The sequence below is a fragment of the Pseudomonas danubii genome, from assembly GCF_042980055.1.
Classification (GTDB): Bacteria; Pseudomonadota; Gammaproteobacteria; order Pseudomonadales; family Pseudomonadaceae; genus Aquipseudomonas; species Aquipseudomonas danubii.
This window is the reverse complement of record NZ_CP116502.1, coordinates 3,788,076-3,804,657: the sequence shown is the minus strand read 5'-3', so window position 1 is coordinate 3,804,657 and position 16,582 is coordinate 3,788,076. Positions and strand designations below refer to the sequence as shown.

The 16,582-nt window shown below is 59.3% G+C and carries 15 protein-coding genes; 6 read left to right on the top strand and 9 right to left on the bottom strand.

Annotation, left to right across the window (positions count from 1 at the left end):
• The first annotated feature begins 58 nt into the window (after positions 1-58).
• From PFZ56_RS17600 to PFZ56_RS17580, 5 genes are all read left to right on the top strand, one after another.
• A complete protein-coding gene (locus PFZ56_RS17600; protein WP_170003698.1) occupies positions 59-3,106 on the top strand; it encodes an aminotransferase class III-fold pyridoxal phosphate-dependent enzyme in 3,048 nt (1,015 codons plus the stop codon).
• Positions 3,107-3,296: 190 nt separating this feature from the next.
• Positions 3,297-4,085, top strand: coding sequence for an ABC transporter substrate-binding protein (locus PFZ56_RS17595; RefSeq protein ID WP_170003696.1), 789 nt, complete (start codon positions 3,297-3,299; stop codon positions 4,083-4,085).
• Between the two features lie 63 nt (positions 4,086-4,148).
• Positions 4,149-4,796 carry an amino acid ABC transporter permease gene (locus PFZ56_RS17590; RefSeq protein ID WP_102879946.1) on the top strand — a complete coding sequence of 216 codons (648 nt, stop codon included), beginning with the start codon at positions 4,149-4,151 and terminating at the stop codon, positions 4,794-4,796.
• A 9-nt stretch (positions 4,797-4,805) separates the two neighbouring features.
• A complete protein-coding gene (locus tag PFZ56_RS17585) occupies positions 4,806-5,465 on the top strand; it encodes an amino acid ABC transporter permease (RefSeq protein WP_170003694.1) in 660 nt (219 codons plus the stop codon).
• The gene (locus PFZ56_RS17580; RefSeq protein ID WP_110652979.1) at positions 5,462-6,226 is read left to right on the top strand and encodes an amino acid ABC transporter ATP-binding protein; all 765 of its coding nucleotides are present in this window, start codon (positions 5,462-5,464) and stop codon (positions 6,224-6,226) included. The genes PFZ56_RS17585 and PFZ56_RS17580 overlap by 4 nt, the downstream gene beginning before the upstream one ends.
• 113 nt (positions 6,227-6,339) lie before the next feature.
• Here PFZ56_RS17580 and PFZ56_RS17575 read toward each other — a convergent pair whose 3' ends face one another.
• From PFZ56_RS17575 to PFZ56_RS17535, 9 genes are all read right to left on the bottom strand, one after another.
• Complete coding sequence (locus PFZ56_RS17575) at positions 6,340-6,882, bottom strand: fimbrial protein (protein ID WP_170003692.1); 543 nt, start codon at positions 6,880-6,882, stop codon at positions 6,340-6,342.
• 8 nt (positions 6,883-6,890) lie between these two features.
• Positions 6,891-7,415, bottom strand: a complete 525-nt coding sequence (locus PFZ56_RS17570) for a fimbrial protein (protein WP_181430824.1) — start codon at positions 7,413-7,415, stop codon at positions 6,891-6,893.
• 130 nt (positions 7,416-7,545) lie between these two features.
• Entirely contained in the window at positions 7,546-8,301 is a 756-nt protein-coding gene (locus tag PFZ56_RS17565; RefSeq protein WP_394304405.1) for a fimbria/pilus periplasmic chaperone, read from the bottom strand.
• A 15-nt stretch (positions 8,302-8,316) separates the two neighbouring features.
• The gene (locus PFZ56_RS17560) at positions 8,317-10,773 is read right to left on the bottom strand and encodes an outer membrane usher protein (protein ID WP_170003686.1); all 2,457 of its coding nucleotides are present in this window, start codon (positions 10,771-10,773) and stop codon (positions 8,317-8,319) included.
• Between the two features lie 343 nt (positions 10,774-11,116).
• Positions 11,117-11,680: a fimbrial protein gene (locus PFZ56_RS17555; RefSeq protein ID WP_110595874.1), complete on the bottom strand. Its 564-nt coding sequence runs from the start codon at positions 11,678-11,680 to the stop codon at positions 11,117-11,119.
• Positions 11,681-11,986: 306 nt separating this feature from the next.
• Complete coding sequence (locus PFZ56_RS17550) at positions 11,987-13,069, bottom strand: hypothetical protein (RefSeq protein WP_170003683.1); 1,083 nt, start codon at positions 13,067-13,069, stop codon at positions 11,987-11,989.
• Between the two features lie 7 nt (positions 13,070-13,076).
• Complete coding sequence (locus tag PFZ56_RS17545) at positions 13,077-13,574, bottom strand: fimbrial protein (RefSeq protein ID WP_110595876.1); 498 nt, start codon at positions 13,572-13,574, stop codon at positions 13,077-13,079.
• Positions 13,571-14,323 (bottom strand): molecular chaperone, encoded by a 753-nt coding sequence (locus tag PFZ56_RS17540; protein ID WP_170003680.1) that lies wholly within the window; start codon positions 14,321-14,323, stop codon positions 13,571-13,573. Before PFZ56_RS17540 ends, PFZ56_RS17545 begins: the two co-directional genes overlap by 4 nt.
• Before the next feature lie 193 nt (positions 14,324-14,516).
• Entirely contained in the window at positions 14,517-15,146 is a 630-nt protein-coding gene (locus PFZ56_RS17535; RefSeq protein WP_170003677.1) for a response regulator transcription factor, read from the bottom strand.
• A gap of 221 nt (positions 15,147-15,367) precedes the next feature.
• On the opposite strand from PFZ56_RS17535, the gene PFZ56_RS17530 reads away from it, so the two are divergent.
• Entirely contained in the window at positions 15,368-16,567 is a 1,200-nt protein-coding gene (locus PFZ56_RS17530; protein WP_170003674.1) for an EAL domain-containing protein, read from the top strand.
• Positions 16,568-16,582: the final 15 nt, after the last annotated feature.

Genomic DNA, 16,582 nt, shown 5'->3' with positions numbered 1-16,582 from the left:
CCCTCGAAGATTTCGCATGCCAAGCTAACTGAAAAAAATAACCAGGAAAACCATTACCATGACTGACCTTTGCCACCCCGCCCCGCAGTTCTCGCCCCGCGATGCCGAACAATTGGCTGCGCAGCTTTTCAATGTCAGCGCGAGCGCCTCGCCTCTGGACGGCGAGCGAGACTGCAACTTCCGGCTGAACACAGCGACCGATGCGGGATGGATTCTGAAAGTCGTCAACGCCAGCGAACCGCGCATTGAAAGCCAGCTGCAGACCGCCATCCTCAGCCATCTGGCCCATCACAGCCCCGAGCTTGGCGTACCGCAGTTGAAGAAAAGCCTGGCCGGCGATTTACTCGCCTCGGCCGTGGCGCCCTCTGGCGAAACCCACGCGGTGCGCCTGGTGAGCTGGTTGCAAGGAACGCCGCTGGCCGAGGTCCCGCGCACCTTCGAACTCATGCGCAGCCTGGGTCAATCATTCGCCGACATGGACCATGCCCTTCAGGGCTTCATGCATCCCGGCGCGGTCCGCGATCTGGACTGGGACCTGCGGCACGCCGCCCGTTCCCGCGCCCGCCTGCACTTCATCAAGGACCCCGACAGACGCGCCATTCTGCAGCGCTTCATCGATGATTTCGAAACCAGGGTCGAACCCAAGCTTGCGCGCTTGCGCACCCAGGTCATTCACAACGACGGCAATGACTGGAACATCCTCGTCGACCCGCAAAACCACCAGCAGGTCTCGGGCATCATCGATTTCGGCGATGCGGTGCACACGGTGCTGATTGCCGAAGTCGCCATCACCTGCGCCTACGCCATTCTCGACATGCAAGACCCAATAGGCGCGGCCGCCGCCCTCACCGGCGGCTTCCATGAGCGCTACCCGCTGCAGCCGCAAGAGCTGGACGTGCTGTTCAATCTGATCGCCATGCGCCTGGTGATCAGCGTCACCTTGTCGGCCTCGCGCCACCAGCAGACCCAGGACAACCCCTACCTGGCCATCAGCGAAGCCCCGGCCTGGCGCCTGCTGGAAAAGATGGATCGCATGAACCCGCGCCTGGCGACGGCGATCCTGCGCAAAGCCTGCGGTTACGACGCGATAGAAGGTGCCGGGGCCATTCGCCGCTGGGTGGATGAAAACCGCCAGTCCTTCGCGGACATCGTGCATCCCTCGGCGGCGACCCTGAACAAGGCCATTGTGCCGTTCGCCGATGCCGCCCATGAAATGACCATCGCTTCCGCCGCGCAGCGCCCGGCAGAGGCCACCCAGTGGTGGAATGATTTCTCAGCTGAACATCAGGTGCCGCTGGGCATCGGGCCCTGGGGCGAAGCCAGGACCATCTACACCGACAGCGCCTTTGAATCACGCTTCATTGCAGGAGAGCGCCGGATCATGCACCTGGGGGTCGACTTGATCATGCCGGCCGGAACGCCGCTGTACACACCGCTTGCCGGGGTGGTGCAGAGCGTCGAGGTCGAGCCTGAACCACTGGGCTATGGCGGCTTGATCATGCTCAAGCACTCTCCTGAAGGCTGCCCACCCTTCCTGACCCTGTGGGGGCACATGGCCCACGAAGCGCTGACACGCCTCAAGCCCGGCGACCATCTGGCCGCTGGCGCGCTGGTGGGCTACATGGGCGCGGACACGGAAAATGGCGGCTGGCTGCCCCATGTGCATTTCCAGATGTCCACCGACACCCAGTTGAAGGCGAGCGAGTTCATCGGCGTCGGTGAACGCGCCTATCTTGAGGTGTGGGCCGACCTGTTCCCGGATGCTTCGACCCTGGCCGGAATCCCCCCGGAAACCTACCACCAGGAAGGACGAACCAAAGCGCAGATCGTGGCCAAGCGTAAGGAAATGCTGCTGCCCAACTTGTCGATTTCCTACTCGGACCCGATCAAGTTCGTGCGCGGTGATGGGGTCTGGTTGATTGACAACTTGGGCCGGGCCTATCTGGACTGCTTCAACAACGTCTGCCACCTCGGCCACTGCCATCCCGATGTGGTGCAAGCCCTTGCGCGTCAGGCTTCACGGCTGAACACCAACACCCGCTACCTGCACGACAACATCGTGGAATACGCCGAGCGGCTCACCGCAACATTGCCCGAGGGCCTGGCGGTCGCCTCCTTTGGCTGTTCCGGCAGCGAGGCCAACAGCCTGATGCTGCGCATGGCGCGCAATCACACCGGGCGCAACGATGCCATCGTGCTGGATTGGGCCTACCACGGCACCACCCAGGAGCTGATTGACCTGAGCCCTTACAAGTACAAGCGCAAGGCCGGCAAGGGCCGTGCAGAGCATGTATTCGAGGCGGCCGTGCCGGACGTTTACCGCGCCGCGGATCACTGGCCATTCGAAGAGCTGGGCAAGCGTTTCGCGCAAAGTGTCGCCGAGCAGATCGACAGCATGCGCCGGCAGGGCCGAGCCCCGGCGTTCTTCTTGGCGGAGTCCATTCCCAGTGTCGCCGGGCAGCTGTTTTTCCCGGAAAACTACCTGCAAGAAGTCTATGCAATGGTGCGGGCCGAGGGCGGTCTGTGCCTGGCCGATGAAGTTCAGGTCGGCTTTGGCCGAGTGGGCAGCCACTGGTGGGCCTTTGAAACCCAGGGCGTGGTGCCTGATGCGGTGTCCATGGGCAAGCCCATAGGCAACGGCCATCCCATGTCGGCGGTGGTGACCACCCGCGAGATCGCCGACAGCTTCAACAACGGCATGGAGTACTTCAATACCTTCGCCGGCAGCCCGGTTTCATGTGCCGTGGGCCTCAGCGTTCTCGATGTGATCGAGCGCGACAACCTGAAACTCAACGCACTGACGGTGGGCAATTACCTGCTCGATGGCTTTCGCACGCTGCAGCGGCGCTACGATGCCATTGGCGATGTACGCGGGCTGGGGCTGTTCCTCGGGATCGAGCTGGTCACCGATCGCCAGAGCAAGGCTCCGGCCACGCAACTGGCGAAAAAGGTTGCCGATGGTGCCCGGGAGCGCGGCGTTCTGATCGGCACCGAAGGCCCCCATGACAACGTTCTGAAAATGCGCCCATCGATGATTTTCAGTCACAAGAATGCCGACTTCCTGCTCGAGGTGCTGGACGACAGCTTCCAGGCGGCCCTGCGCTAGAGCGCCCGGATCGGCGCGCGAGTGACAGCCTGCGTGCCTGGCCGACATAGTGTCGGCCAACTCCGGCAATGTGTCCGGCTGGCGGACACCTTGCCGGGTGCTTTCCAGAACGGCCTATGCAAAGCTTTTCCCGAGGCCTGGGTGAAGAGCCCAACAACAATAATTAATAATTCTTCAAAGGTGCCATCCAATGCTAACCAGAACGCTCAAGGGTCTGCTTGCTGCATCCACCGTCGCGGCCGCGGCGCTCCTCTGTCCGGCAGCCGCTCAGGCGGATGACTTGCAGTCGATCCAGGACTCCAAAGAGATTCGCATTGCCATGAGCGGGCAATATTCGCCCTTCAGCTTTGCCAACGAGCAGAACCAGATTGTCGGCTTCGACGCCTCCATCAGCGAAGCCCTGGCCCAGCGGCTCGGGGTGAAAGTCAGCATTGTCACCACGCCCTTCGACGGGATCATTGCCGGGCTCCTGGCGAAAAAATATGACGCCATCATCGCCTCCATGACCATTACCCCGGAGCGCCAGAAGGCCGTGGATTTCGTCGGCCCCTACTACCACGCCGGCCGCACCATCGTGGTGAAGGAAGACTCGCCGATCCACAGCCTGGATGACCTGAAGGAGGTGAAGGTCGGCGTCACCCTGGGCGATGCCCACGACAAATGGGCCAGGACGCGCGGCAACCTGAAGGTCAAGACCTACAAAGGCCTTCCCGAGATGCTGGTCGACCTGGACGCCGGGCGCCTCGATGCGCTGGTGATGGACAGCGTTCCGGTGCTGGTGGCCGTCAAGGAAACCGGGCAGAAGGTGCGCATCATCACCCCACCCGACAGTGACGGTGGGGTTGAAGGCATGGGCATTGCCCTGCGCAAGAACAACCCTGAGCTCAAGGCCGCGATGCAGCAGGCGCTGAACGACATGCTCGCCGATGGCAGCTACGAAAAGATCTCGATGCAGTGGATTGGCAAGGACATTCGCTGACTCATCTGCAGCCTGGCTCGACCTGGGGTCGGGCCAGTCACTCCGACCTTTTCGAGCCTGCCCATGGATCTGACACTTATACAGCGCACCCTGCCGTTTTTTCTGGAGGCGGCCTGGGTCACGGTGCACGTTTCGCTGCTGGCACTGCTGCTGGGTTTGCTGGTTGCCGTCGTGCTGGTGGCGGCACGGCTGTCCGGCTTTTTTCTGCTTCGCTGCCTGGCCAGGGTCTACATCAGCGTTTTTCGCGGCACACCCTGTCTGGTCCAACTGTTTCTCATCTACTTTGGCGGCCCGCAAATCGGCCTTGAGCTGGAGCCGTTCTCCGCAGGCGTGATCGGCCTGGGCCTGAACATCGCGGCCTACATGGCCGAATCCATTCGTGGCGCGATCAGCAACATCGATCCCGGTCAGGTCGAAGCCGCCCGCTCAATCGGTTTCGGCAAGGGCCAGACCCTGTGGCTGATCACCCTCCCGCAAACCGCCAAGTTGATGATCCGGCCACTGGGGGTCAATGCGGTCGCGCTGATCAAAGGCTCGGCCCTGGTGTCGACCATCTCCGTGGTGGAACTCTCCTACACGGCGCAGCGTTTTATCAGCTCCACCTACAAGCCATTCGAGATCTTCATGGTGTCGGCCATTTTGTACATCGCCATGGTCTACACGGTCAGGCTGATGGTGGACCACCTCGATAAACGCTTCGCGGCCAAGTGAGACACCTCCATGCCAAGCCTTGACCTGAGTATCGTGCCCCCCTATTCCGAGCTGCTGGCCACCGGGCTCTGGTGGACCATCGTCTTGTTCCTCTGCTCCAGTGTGCTGAGCCTGATCGCTGGAATAGCCTTTGCCCTGATCGTGCTCTACACCCCGAAACTGGTCTCCCTGCCCATACGTTTCCTGACCTGGCTGCTGATGGGCACGCCCCTGCTGCTGCAGCTGTACCTGATCTATTACGGCCTGGTGCAAGTGGGGATCGATATCCCGGCGCTGATGGCCGGCATCATCGGCCTGAGCCTGCATTTTGCGGTCTACAACGCCGACGTGATTCGTGCCGGGGTCCTGTCGGTCGACCCCGGGCAGATTGAAGGTGCGCGCTCCATTGGCCTGAGCCGCAGTCAGGCCCAGCGCTACGTGATTGTGCCGCAGGCACTGCGCAGCACCCTGGCGCCGCTGGGCAACAACCTGATCGTGCTGCTCAAGGACACCTCCCTGGTGTCGATCATCGGCATTGCCGAGCTGGTCTACAGCGCCCAGCGCGCCGTGAGCGAAACCTACAGCCCGTTCGAATTCTATCTGGCCGTCGCGGTGATTTATTACGCGGTCAATCTTGTTCTGGAAGCCGGCCTGCACCTGCTTGAAACCAAGGTAGAGATGTCACGATGACCACAGAAAAGTTCATGGTTGAAGTCAAGGGTGCGCGCAAGGCGTATGGCGCACTTGAAGTGCTCAAAGGCATCGATCTGTCTGTCGCGCGCGGACAGATCATCGCCATCATCGGCCCCAGTGGTTCGGGCAAAAGCACCCTGCTGCGCTCCATCAATCACTTGGAAGTGCTGAACGAAGGAGAGATCTGGCTGGAAGGCGAGCACGTCAACCGACCCTTGAAAGGTCGCGCATTCGAACAGCACATCAACAGCGTGCGCCAGCAGATGGGCATGGTGTTCCAGCACTTCAATCTGTTCCCGCACCTGACCGTGCACGAAAACATCGCCCTCGGGCCGATCAAGCTCAAAGGGCTGAACAAAGCCGCCGCTGGCGAGCTGGCCATGGAGTACCTGTCGAAAGTCGGCCTGGCCAACAAGTTCGACGAGTACCCTTCTCGCCTGTCCGGCGGACAGAAACAGCGCGTGGCCATTGCCAGGGCCCTGGCGATGCGTCCCAAAGTCATGCTGTTCGATGAAGCCACCTCGGCCCTGGACCCGGAGCTGGTGGAAGAGGTCAACCAGGTGATGAAACAACTGGCCGCCGAGCACATGACCATGTTGATCGTCACCCATGAAATGCGCTTTGCCGGTGAAGTGGCGGACCGGATCGTCTTCATGGACGGTGGCGTGGTGGTCGAGGAAGGCGCGCCGCAAGAGATCCTGCAAAACCCGACTCACGAACGCACCCGGTCGTTCTTGAAAAAGCACCTGCACGCCTAGAGCAATGGCGCCCGCGCTGGCCGAAGGTGCTGTTGCGCCAGGGGGCAACGGCGCCGCCGTAAACGCGCTCCCGTCTCGACGCGGTGCTGTCTAAGACGCAGCTGCGCCCACCCTCACTCATAGCTCAAGGTGAAGGTCAATGAAGCAGCCAACGGCCCCTTGCCAATGCTGTGCTCGCGCAAGGCATTGGGAAGCGCCTTGAGGTAAGCCAGAAAGGTCACTGACTGCTTGCCGTCCTGGCTGATGCGGCCAATGGAATGCGCGCGTCCCAGGGGCAAGGGCTGCGCCGCTGCATCCTCCAGGCCAATCACCAGGCCTTGCGGACTGCCGCTGTCGAGCTCTAGAAAGCCCTGTATCTGCTGACTCTCATGACCACCCAAGGTCACCTTGACCTCGGTCCTGCCGGCGCTTGAATCACAGTCAAGCAGGTTCAGGACAACGGCCTTGCTCGCGGTCCTGCCTTCGCGATAGAGCTCCTGCTGACTCACATCCTCGAAGTCCAGAGTCCGGGTTTCGGAGCCAGGCTCGAGGGTACAGGTCTGATCCATCAGCTGGCCGCTGAAAAAGACGTTGTCTGCCGCAGCCGCCGGAGCGCCAAAGCCCCCCGCGAGCCAGGCACAGCACAGGCACAAATAGCCGTTGAGCAATCGCTTCATGACTTCACCTAATACAGCTCGACCAGCAACAGCCCGGAAGCATTGAACTGGCTCAACGCAAGCTGCGCTCCGACCTTCTTCACCGGCACCGCCTCGAATGCCGGTGGCTTTTGCAGACTGTCGAGGCTGATCTGCCGAGGCTGGTTGAGCTCCAGTTCCCGCTCCCCCAGAAACAGCTTGATGGCCAAGCCACTGACGGAGGTGCGCAGCAACGCCGGGTTGAAGTCTGCCGCTGAGCCCTTGAACGTCAGGCGCATCTTCCAGATCGAATTTTGCGCCACCAGCCCCGGACACTTGATCTGATAGGGAATCGGCTGACGATAGTGCTCGCCGTCGATCTTGCGCAGCAGCACGTTGCCGAATGACACCCTGATGGGCGCGTCCTTGTCGCTGACCGTGCATTGCGGAGGCGCGATCAAGACGCCGGCGAAATCCATGTTCCCCGCCGCCCGGCCCACACTCGGCAGCCCCAGCCACAAGAGGCAGCAGAGCAGCACCAGGCACCCGGTTTTGCCGCGCCACAACCGGCTCATGAAAACGCCCGGCCTCCTGCGACCGGCCCCCAGCTCCCGGCCCATCCAAGGCTGCGCTGCAAACCTTGCGCCCAGCCACTGAGCCTGCGCAGCGACAACCCCGAACGCGCCCTGTGGCGTCACGCCCGCCTCAGCTCGCATCGGCCACCGGCCTGGCCAGGCACTGCCCCGCCGTGCAGCGAAACTCCAGTTGCGGCCGCCCGCCAAAGTCGTTGACATACGTCAGCACCGGCGTATTGCCCAGGGTCCGGGCGCCGACACTCAGCTCCTGGCGTCCCCAGGGCGCCAGCATCACCGGCTGAAAGTCTGCAACGGATGCCCCACCCACGCGGACCTGGGCATCAACCAGAGTCACGTAGTAAGCCGTCGGGTTATGCGCCACGTAGCGCTCGCCCTCCCGGGACAGCGTCAGTTGCTCCTGCCAAGGCACCTGATTTTGTCCGCCGCCTCTGACGAGGGCCTCGGGACGATAGAACAGCTTGATCCGTGTCTGCAGGGCAATCTGCAAGGCATTGGGCTTGTCGGTGCGCGGTGGGATTTCACGCAAGTTGAAGTTGAACAGCGACTCCCGGTCCTGGGGCAACTGCCCCACCTGCGCCAGCCTCTGGATCTTCACCTGACTGCGGGCGCCGGCTTCGAGCCGTTGCACCGGAGGCAGCACGGTCAAGGGGCCGCCGATCTTCTCCTCCTTGTCGTTTTCCAGCCAGGCCTGGGCCAGATACGGCAGCTGGGGATTCTGGTTGCTGATGCCCACGCTCACCGATCTCTCGCTGCCATTGAAGATGATTCGCGTACGGTCAAGGGCGATGGCGGCGTGTACCGACTCCAGAGCCAAGAGGCTCAGGCCGATGACAAGCAGGCTTTTTTTCAGGTCGAACCATGGCATGCAAGCCACTCCTTATTACGGGTTGCTAGGGGATTGGATTTCGCGGGCCGCAAGGGGCCGGCAGACAAATTGCGCTTGCGGGTCATCCGCATTGACCTGCTCCGTCAGGGCGAAGTCGCATTGGGCCTTGCCGTCCCACTGCACCGACATCAGGTCACCGACCTGCATGCCGGTGAGGTACACCAGGCCGTCTTCGCCAATGATTCCGGTTTCCTGGCCTCGTGCGTTGTACACACCGCTGCCAAAAGGCGGCGGGCTCGCGTCAGGCAGGAGGATGCGGACCATGCCCTTGCTCCCGGAAACAATGCCGAAACGCCGGTAGCCAATCGCGCCCTCGGTCAGCGTGGCCTGGGTCACCGAGCGCCCGGCTTCCAGGTCGTCAGCCAGTTGATCCAGGTTGATGCTCGCCTGATTGCGGTAATAGCTGTTCATATCAGCCACCACCGCCTTGCCGAAGCGGTTGGAATAGGTGCTGGCGCCGTTGCCCTGCACCGGCACCCCGGCCACGCCATTGGTATCGAGCAGCAGGCGAGTACCGCCCAGGGTGGTGATCCGGTGCAGCGCCGCCCCTTCGGCGGTCAGGGTCGCCCCGCCCTGCACTGCAAGACCGGCAGAACGATAGCGTCCGGCCTGATAGCTGGCGCTGGCGGTGACATCGGCCAGGCTGCCCTCGTGGTTCAGGTAGCCGCTGGCCGTGTTGCCATCGCTGGCGGTACCGGCGCTGAGCATGTAGCTGTTGCGCTCATCCGGACGGTCGTAATAGCTCAAGCTGTGACCGCTGCTGCCACGGTTGAGCGTGGAGTTGTAACTGACCGAGCCGCTGTCGCCCCAGGGAAGACTCAGGGAGAGATAGGCGCCTTCATCGACCGCGCCATGGCTCTGACTGCGGTAGGCGGTCAGCGACAGGCCCAGGTTCTTCAGCCCGCCCAGGTTGAAATATCGCGACAGCGACAGGCTGTAACGGTCGCTCGGCGCATTGTTCCAATAGGTCTGGTGGTTGTAGTTGAAGTACAGGCTCAGGTTCTGATCACGAAAATTCTTGCTCAGTGTCGCGGTGTACATTTCCTTGCTCTGATTATTCAGCCGGCCACTGCGACGAGCCTCGATAAAGTCGTTCATGGTCATGAAATCTTCCTCGGAGAAACGATAACCGGCGAACGTCACCTGGCTGTCGTAATCCTCGAAGCGCTTCGAATAGCTGGCGCGATAGGATTTGCCCTGGCGCTGGCCGATTTCCGCCAGACGGGCATTGGACTGAGTCACGTCAACCGCCAGGGCGCCGAAGGCCATCAGGTCACGACCCACGCCCACGGCCAGCGAGCGATAGTCTTGCGCCCCCAGCGCCCCGCCATACAGCGACCAGCCATTGCTCACCCCCCAAGAGAATTCGCCGCTGGCGAACTCTGGGCCATCGGGTTCGTGCTCCCAGTCCGAAGGTCGGCCGGCGGACACTTTGTAGCGCACCGTGCCCGGGCGGCTGAGGTAGGGAATGCTGGCCGTGTCCAGCTGGAACTCCTGAACGCTGCCGTCCTGCTCTTCGACGCGCACATCCAGCTTGCCGCTCACCGCATCGCTCAGGTCCTGGATGCGAAAGGGCCCCGCCGGCACTTGGGTGTCGTACAGAATGCGCCCCTGCTGCGTGACCAGCACGCGCGCGTTGGTCCGCGCGACACCGCTGACTTCCGGCGCATAGCCGCGCAGGTTGGGCGGCAGCATGTTGTCGCTGGTGGCCAGACTGGCACCGGTGTAGCGCACGCTGCCAAACAGGTTGGAGTCCAGATAGTTTTCTCCCAGGCTGAGGTGGGCGCGCAACGCCGGAATCGCCCGCGATGCGTAGTAGCGGCTCCAGGCGAATTGCCGCTGGCTAGGCTTGCCGGAGGTCTTGTGCACCTGCCCTTGCCAATCGGCCCGCAGGCGCCAGGCGCCGAGGTTGAAACCGGCGGTGCCATTACCCGTCAACTGCTGGTCGCTGGCCTGAGGTCCGGCGTAATCCATGGTCTGGGCATTGAAGTTGTAGTCAAACAAAAATCCGCTAATGCCCTCGTCCCAGCGCGAAGGCGGGTCCCAGTTGCTTGCCGTGTATTCAAGGGCGTCCTGGGGAATGTTCAGATACAAGGCCGAGGCGCCCAGGTCGCCACGCACCGTCATGCCTGGAATGCTGCTGATATCCAGACAATTGCCCTGGTGCCACCAGGCAAGTTGATTCATCCGCTGTTTTTTTAGACCCAACTCGGCCACCAGTGCCGGAGAGATGCAGGCCACACTGCCCTTGGGGTCATCCTCCGGGGCGATGTAGTCCACGGAAGTTTCCGGCAACGAGTCGCGGTTCACGTGAACGACCAGGTTGTATTGCCCCGGCAAAATGAAGTTAGCCTTGGAAAACAAGCCGAGATCGAGATTTTGTTGATCCTTGAGATCAAGGATGTCCGTATTGAACTGAAACTCTTCGGCTGCACTAGCCAAGCTGGCCATAGACCACAACGTAGTGAAGAGCCATACCCGGTGTTGAACCACGTAATTAACTTCCCTTTACAACGACAACCACTTCTTTCGCTCGCTTCCCTTGGCCATAAAACAGCATCGATCGACCACTGCGCCCAACACTGTCACGAACGACATTGGATATGTACGCAGGCAACATCTAAGTGTTGAGTACTGATTAACGAGAGTCATGTTCGAGCGCCATGGCAGTGCATGGCCTATAACGTCGAAACAACGAAAAACCGAGAAGATTGGCGGCGATCCAATCGAGACAAGATCGGCAGTGCGCCTGGAATACGCGAACTTGCGTATCCAGGCCGCACCTCATGCGAAGTTACTGATACGCCAGGGTAAAGTTGGCGACAGTATCAAAAGTACCCGCGACCACGGTGGCCGGCTTGGCCTCACCGCCTTCGGTTTCGGGAGCCAGCATGTCGCCTTGCAGATAGGCCGTGAAGTTCAGCGCACTTTCACCGTCGGAAAGATTCTGCGGATCGGAGGACGAGCCGAGCTTGATCAGCGTGCCATTGCGATCGGCGATCGCCAGGCTTGCGCCCTTGGCAGTACCGCTCTGGAAGCCCAGAAGATCGGGGTTGGCCGCCGAAGGCGCGCCGGTGAAGGTCACGGTGGCACTTTTCAGCGAGCCCAGGTCGCAGCCGTTGAGCTTGATGGAGAACGGCTTCAAAGCGGACTTTCCACCATTTTTCAGCGCGCTGTTGGAGATCGAGTCGAACTCCACCACCTGCTCCAGGGAGCCACTGGAAATCGAGCATGGAGAGTCGTTGATGTTGCCCTTGAAGTTGACCTTGCCACCGCCCTGGTCCGCCGCCATGGCCAACACCGAAGTGCCACTGAGTATCACTGCTGCTACAGCTGCCGCCATTTTGCTGAATTTCATTTTAGAATCCCTACAAGTACACATTTGATATGTTGGCACCATGCATCACATGGATAGACCACAAGGCAAAATCCATGACATGCCACTTGTCGACTAAACCGCAGCCAACTAGTGAGTGTCGGGAGTTATTATATTTACCGACCAAGAGAATTAAGATAAGAAAGGTTCGATAAGCGCATAGGAAAATTCCGAGTCAACTTCTAGCTTGTCTTAATGCATCTACCCAGCGACTCAGGGCGCATAAAAAAAGCGCCCAGGCTAGTGTCAACCTGGGCGCCGCTTGAAAAATACTGTTTCAACCCGAGTTTAATATTCCGTAAGGGTCAGAACGCCATATCCGGCATGAGTGCCAGTGGATATGGGCTTTGAAGTTTTCTGTACCATCACCTCGATTTCGAGCAGCCCTTTAGTGGCCAGTCCATTGAGTGGTGTTTGCTGGAATGGCATGAGCGGGATATAAACGCCACTGCCTGAGCGAGCATAAAATACCAGATCAATTCCCGGATTTGATGTGGCCAGCGCACTGCTCTTTTCCCCGGGGCTGCCTATCAGGCCAATAGCCAATTTGGCCGGATCAAGCTGACCGGAGTCACAGCGAAGGGTCAACTTGCTACCCACGTTATAACCGTAGATAACATTGTTCACCGCAATACTCTGAACCTTGCGGCTATCAATCGGCTCTTTTATCTTAAGCGCCAGGAAATTTTGCCCATTATTAAGATCACAGGTAGCGGGAACCGACAGAATGGTCGGTGATTTCAACGACAGCGTGTACAGCGGTTGAGGACTCCAGCGCCCCGGTTGCGAGTAGCGAAAGAACGAAAAAAGCTCGCTGGGCGGAAGGTATACAGCCCCACTGAGCGCCTTGCGCCGAAGACGGAAGGTGACTTTGCCCTGGTTGCCCGCGTTTGCCCAGCGCAAGGGAGTGACACCATTATCGGAAGGCCCAGCGGTGGCGCCCGCATTGAATTTGTCCCTGAAGGGGACGTAGCTTTGCGGCGCACTATTGCCCGTTACGAATATTTTCATATCGATGTCTTCGGTCAATCTGAAGAAATCATTATCGACACGGGACAAGGTCTGACTCAGCTCAGCCCTGAAATAGCTGGCCCTCTGCTCGCCACTATCGGAATAGCACCAACCGTCGTAGTCACTGGGAATGGTTTGATAGGTCGTTTCATATAACGTGCCCTTTTCATTGGATGTAAAAGCGCCATTCTTTATTTCAATACTCAGCTGATTATTGCCCCAGCAGGCACCGTCCGGCGTTCCTGGGGGAACAGGCTCGGCCCAGGACTTGACCGAGAAGAATATTGCCGCAAGAGCCAGCCACGACATTGGCAGGCACAGACTCATCTTGCTTGTTGTATCCAGAGTGGAAATAGCCACAGGGAGCTTACTCCTGAGTGATAACGAGCACCGCGTTGGCAGTGAAGACACCCGGTCGCAAAACGCTGCCGGGCTTGGCATCCAGCACAGCCTCCAGCGTGGGTACAGAGGCGTAGTTCACCGAGAACTCGCTGTTGAGGGGCTGTTGCTTGCCATTCACCAGAAAGCGCACGCCGAGATTGCTGGTACTGGTCTGCAACACTTCAGCATTGAAGCCGGGGGAGCCGACAAACTTCAATTTGAGTGCGGGTGACTGGGAGGGATTGTTGCAACTGATCTGATAAGGAATCTTCCTGGCGCCCTCGCGCCCATTGATCTCATCAGTCTTGACCTCGGCAAAATCTATCTTTGTTTGAAGCACATTCACGCTGCAGTTGGCAGGATCGAACACTTCAAAGTTCACATACACATACAGCCCACCCGGAGTGGCGGCCTCTAGGTTTCCCGCCATCAGGACAGTGCACAGGCCGCAAAACACACGCCCAATCAGGTTTATCCGTCTCATGAGCGGACACTGTTCTGTATGACGGTGCACACGCCATCCAGGCAGTCGAAACTTAATTGCCCACGCCCGCCAAAATCATTGATATAGACCAATGTCGGCCGCTGGACGCCCGGAGCGAACTTGCCCTCAAGGCGACGCTCACTGTAAGGCGGAATTTCCATGGGCTTGAAGTCCGTGACAGGCGATGCGCCGGACTCATCACCGAAGGCCTCGATGAGGGTCACATGATAGGGAGTGGCATTGTTCAGCTGAAAGCGTCCGCTTTCTTCTTTGGACAAGGTCAGGGCGGACAGCCAGGGACTGGTGAGGCCGACCGTGAGCGGGCGTATTCTTTGTGGCCGGTAAATGACTTTTATCCGCCGTTGCAGAGCGATCTGGATGACCTCCTTGTCTTCGCCGCGCGGGGGAACCTCACGCACATTCAGATAGAACAATGTTTCCCGATCCTCGGGCAGATCAGCCACGTGCGGCAGCACCTGGATGTTCAACTGGTTGTCCTGCCGGGCCTCCAGGCGCTGGATCGGCGGCAAGGCCACCACGGGCGAGCGTTCAGGCTTCTGCCCTTGAGCATCCTCGATCCAGGACTGGGCAAGATAAGCGCTATGGGGGGAACGGTTATGCACCATGACCACGGCACGGGTCTTGGGCGCCTGGATGATCATTCGCGAACTGCCAAGGGCCAGCGCCGCCATCGCTTGCGCGTTAAAGAAAGCCAACAACAAAGCAACGAGAGTGGTGGGTTTAATCATGATCAAAGTTGCGGTCCAGACATTTAAATACCGGCAAAGTCTATTCAATAGACAAGACCTTTATCATTGCGAAACTTCCTACATAACTACGGAAAGTCTCTGCAATAACTTGGTAACCTGCCTGAGCAAGATACACAGATACCCGCAATTCAAACTGAGCTGCCGAGTATGAATATTGCCGCTTTGGCCTCTTTCAGATAATCAGCCCATGGCGCTTGGCGAACTCTGCCAGGCCAACTTGCGAGCCCAGCCCGAGTTTCTGTAACAAACGGGCCTTGTAGGTGCTGACGGTCTTGTTGCTGAGAAACAGCTTTTCGCTGATGGCCTTGTTGGAATAACCCTGAGCCAGATACTGCAGCACGATCATTTCCCGATCGGTCAGTGAGCCGATCAGCTCGGTCTCGGACAACTGCTCGGCAGCCGGCTTGGACACATCGGTGACCTGGGAAGGATAAAAGGTATAGCCGGCCAGCACCGCATTCAGCGCCACCACCAGATTGCTCAGGTCTTCTTCCTTGTTGACGAAGCCTCTAGCGCCAAGCTGGATGCAGCGTTTGCAAAAGCTCTCGACGGACTGTGATGTCAGCACCAGTACCTCGGTGGGCAAGCCTAGTGCCTTGATCCGGGACAGCACCTTGAGGCCATCGAGTTTGGGAATGCCGATATCGAGAATCACCACACTCGGAACATGCTCGCGTATCAGCTCTAGCGCATCCAGCCCGTTATCGGTTTCGCCCACCACCTGCATATCGTGCTTTTCCAGCAGAACCTTCACCGCCAGTCGGACGACGGGATGATCATCCACTATTAATACGCTGTGCATAATGTCATTTCACCTTATAACTTGCCGCCGGGTAGCAACTGCCGGGCTGCAAACTCCCCGGAATTGCCCCTGGTTACAAGTGGTTATTGACGATCATTGAAAAATTCAGATGCTCTGATTTTTCAGTAGGAAATTTCCTACAAGGTATGAAGATAGCTCTAATAGACCCGTATCAAATGGCTTAAGCAAGATATCCGTCGGATAAACGAGACGAGCCTGCAATGCAACACCTGAACGTTCTAGTTGTGGAGGATGAGCCCCTGCAACGCCTGGTTACCATCACTGCGTTAAGGAAGGTAATACCCGGCCAGATTCATGAAGCCATCAGCGGCAGTCAGGCATTGGCGCTGTTGGAAAGTTGTGAAGCCATCGACATTGCCATCTGCGATTTGAAAATGCCCGGCATGGACGGCCTGGCTTTCCTTCGTCACGCCAGTCACAGCGGCAAACTGCGCGCGGTCATCCTCTGCAGCCAGATTGATCTGGCGCTGCGCAACACCACCGTGTCCATGATCAAGCGCCTGGGCCTGCATTTTCTTGGAAGCCTGAGCAAACCCTTCAACCTGGAGCGCCTGACCACCTTGCTGAACCGGTACCAGCCCTTGCGCCATGACCTGGGCAGCCCGCTCACGCGCATTGCGCAGCCCACCCTGAGCGATGTGGTGCGCGGCCTGGACAATGGAGAGTTCGAGCCTTACTACCAACCCAAGGTGGCGCTCGATACCGCGGCACTGCAAGGCGCCGAAACCCTGGCGCGCTGGAACCATCCCCAACTGGGCGTGCTGCCACCCTCGCACTTCCTGACCATCATGGAAGACCACAACCTGCTGGATCGACTGTTCTGGCAATTGTTCGATCAAGGCCTGGCCCTGCGGAGCAAACTGGCGAGAAAGGATCTTGCGCTGAACTTTTCCTTCAACTTGCACCCTGCGCAGTTGGCCTCGCCGACGCTGACCGAGTCCGTCACCTCCTTGTTGACGCTGTTCCAGGTGCCTTCAAGTTGCATCACCTTTGAAATCACCGAAACCTGTGTGCTGGGTGCGTCTGCCTGCAACCTGGAAAACCTGGTGCGTCTGCGCCTGATGGGCTGCGGCCTGGCCATGGACGATTTCGGCGCCGGCTTCGCCTCCCTGCAGCGCCTGTGCGAACTGCCGTTCAACCAGATCAAGCTGGACGGCAACTTCGTGCGCAAGATGAAACATCACCCCGCCAGCCGCGCCATCATCCGCTATACCTTGGCCCTGGGTGATGCCCTGGGAATGAAAGTGATCATCGAAGGCGTGGAAACCCATGAACAGCAGGAGCAACTCTTGCAGTTGGGTGGCGCGCTTGCCCAGGGTTTTCTATTTGCCCGCCCCATGCCGGAAAGTCACTTCATCGCCTATTGCAGCAAGCACTCAAGTTCCCCGTTGACGCCTTAAATTGATAGGCCAAGG

Excerpts from the sequence above, each read along its gene's own strand:
- PFZ56_RS17600 (WP_170003698.1), top strand. The coding sequence starts at position 59 with ATGACTGACCTTTGCCACCCCGCCCCGCAGTTCTCGCCCCGCGATGCC.
- PFZ56_RS17595 (WP_170003696.1), top strand. The coding sequence starts at position 3,297 with ATGCTAACCAGAACGCTCAAGGGTCTGCTTGCTGCATCCACCGTCGCG.
- PFZ56_RS17590 (WP_102879946.1), top strand. The coding sequence starts at position 4,149 with ATGGATCTGACACTTATACAGCGCACCCTGCCGTTTTTTCTGGAGGCG.
- PFZ56_RS17585 (WP_170003694.1), top strand. The coding sequence starts at position 4,806 with ATGCCAAGCCTTGACCTGAGTATCGTGCCCCCCTATTCCGAGCTGCTG.
- PFZ56_RS17580 (WP_110652979.1), top strand. The coding sequence starts at position 5,462 with ATGACCACAGAAAAGTTCATGGTTGAAGTCAAGGGTGCGCGCAAGGCG.
- PFZ56_RS17575 (WP_170003692.1), bottom strand. The coding sequence starts at position 6,882 with ATGAAGCGATTGCTCAACGGCTATTTGTGCCTGTGCTGTGCCTGGCTC.
- PFZ56_RS17570 (WP_181430824.1), bottom strand. The coding sequence starts at position 7,415 with ATGAGCCGGTTGTGGCGCGGCAAAACCGGGTGCCTGGTGCTGCTCTGC.
- PFZ56_RS17565 (WP_394304405.1), bottom strand. The coding sequence starts at position 8,301 with ATGCCATGGTTCGACCTGAAAAAAAGCCTGCTTGTCATCGGCCTGAGC.
- PFZ56_RS17560 (WP_170003686.1), bottom strand. The coding sequence starts at position 10,773 with ATGGCCAGCTTGGCTAGTGCAGCCGAAGAGTTTCAGTTCAATACGGAC.
- PFZ56_RS17555 (WP_110595874.1), bottom strand. The coding sequence starts at position 11,680 with ATGAAATTCAGCAAAATGGCGGCAGCTGTAGCAGCAGTGATACTCAGT.
- PFZ56_RS17545 (WP_110595876.1), bottom strand. The coding sequence starts at position 13,574 with ATGAGACGGATAAACCTGATTGGGCGTGTGTTTTGCGGCCTGTGCACT.
- PFZ56_RS17540 (WP_170003680.1), bottom strand. The coding sequence starts at position 14,323 with ATGATTAAACCCACCACTCTCGTTGCTTTGTTGTTGGCTTTCTTTAAC.
- PFZ56_RS17535 (WP_170003677.1), bottom strand. The coding sequence starts at position 15,146 with ATGCACAGCGTATTAATAGTGGATGATCATCCCGTCGTCCGACTGGCG.
- PFZ56_RS17530 (WP_170003674.1), top strand. The coding sequence starts at position 15,368 with ATGCAACACCTGAACGTTCTAGTTGTGGAGGATGAGCCCCTGCAACGC.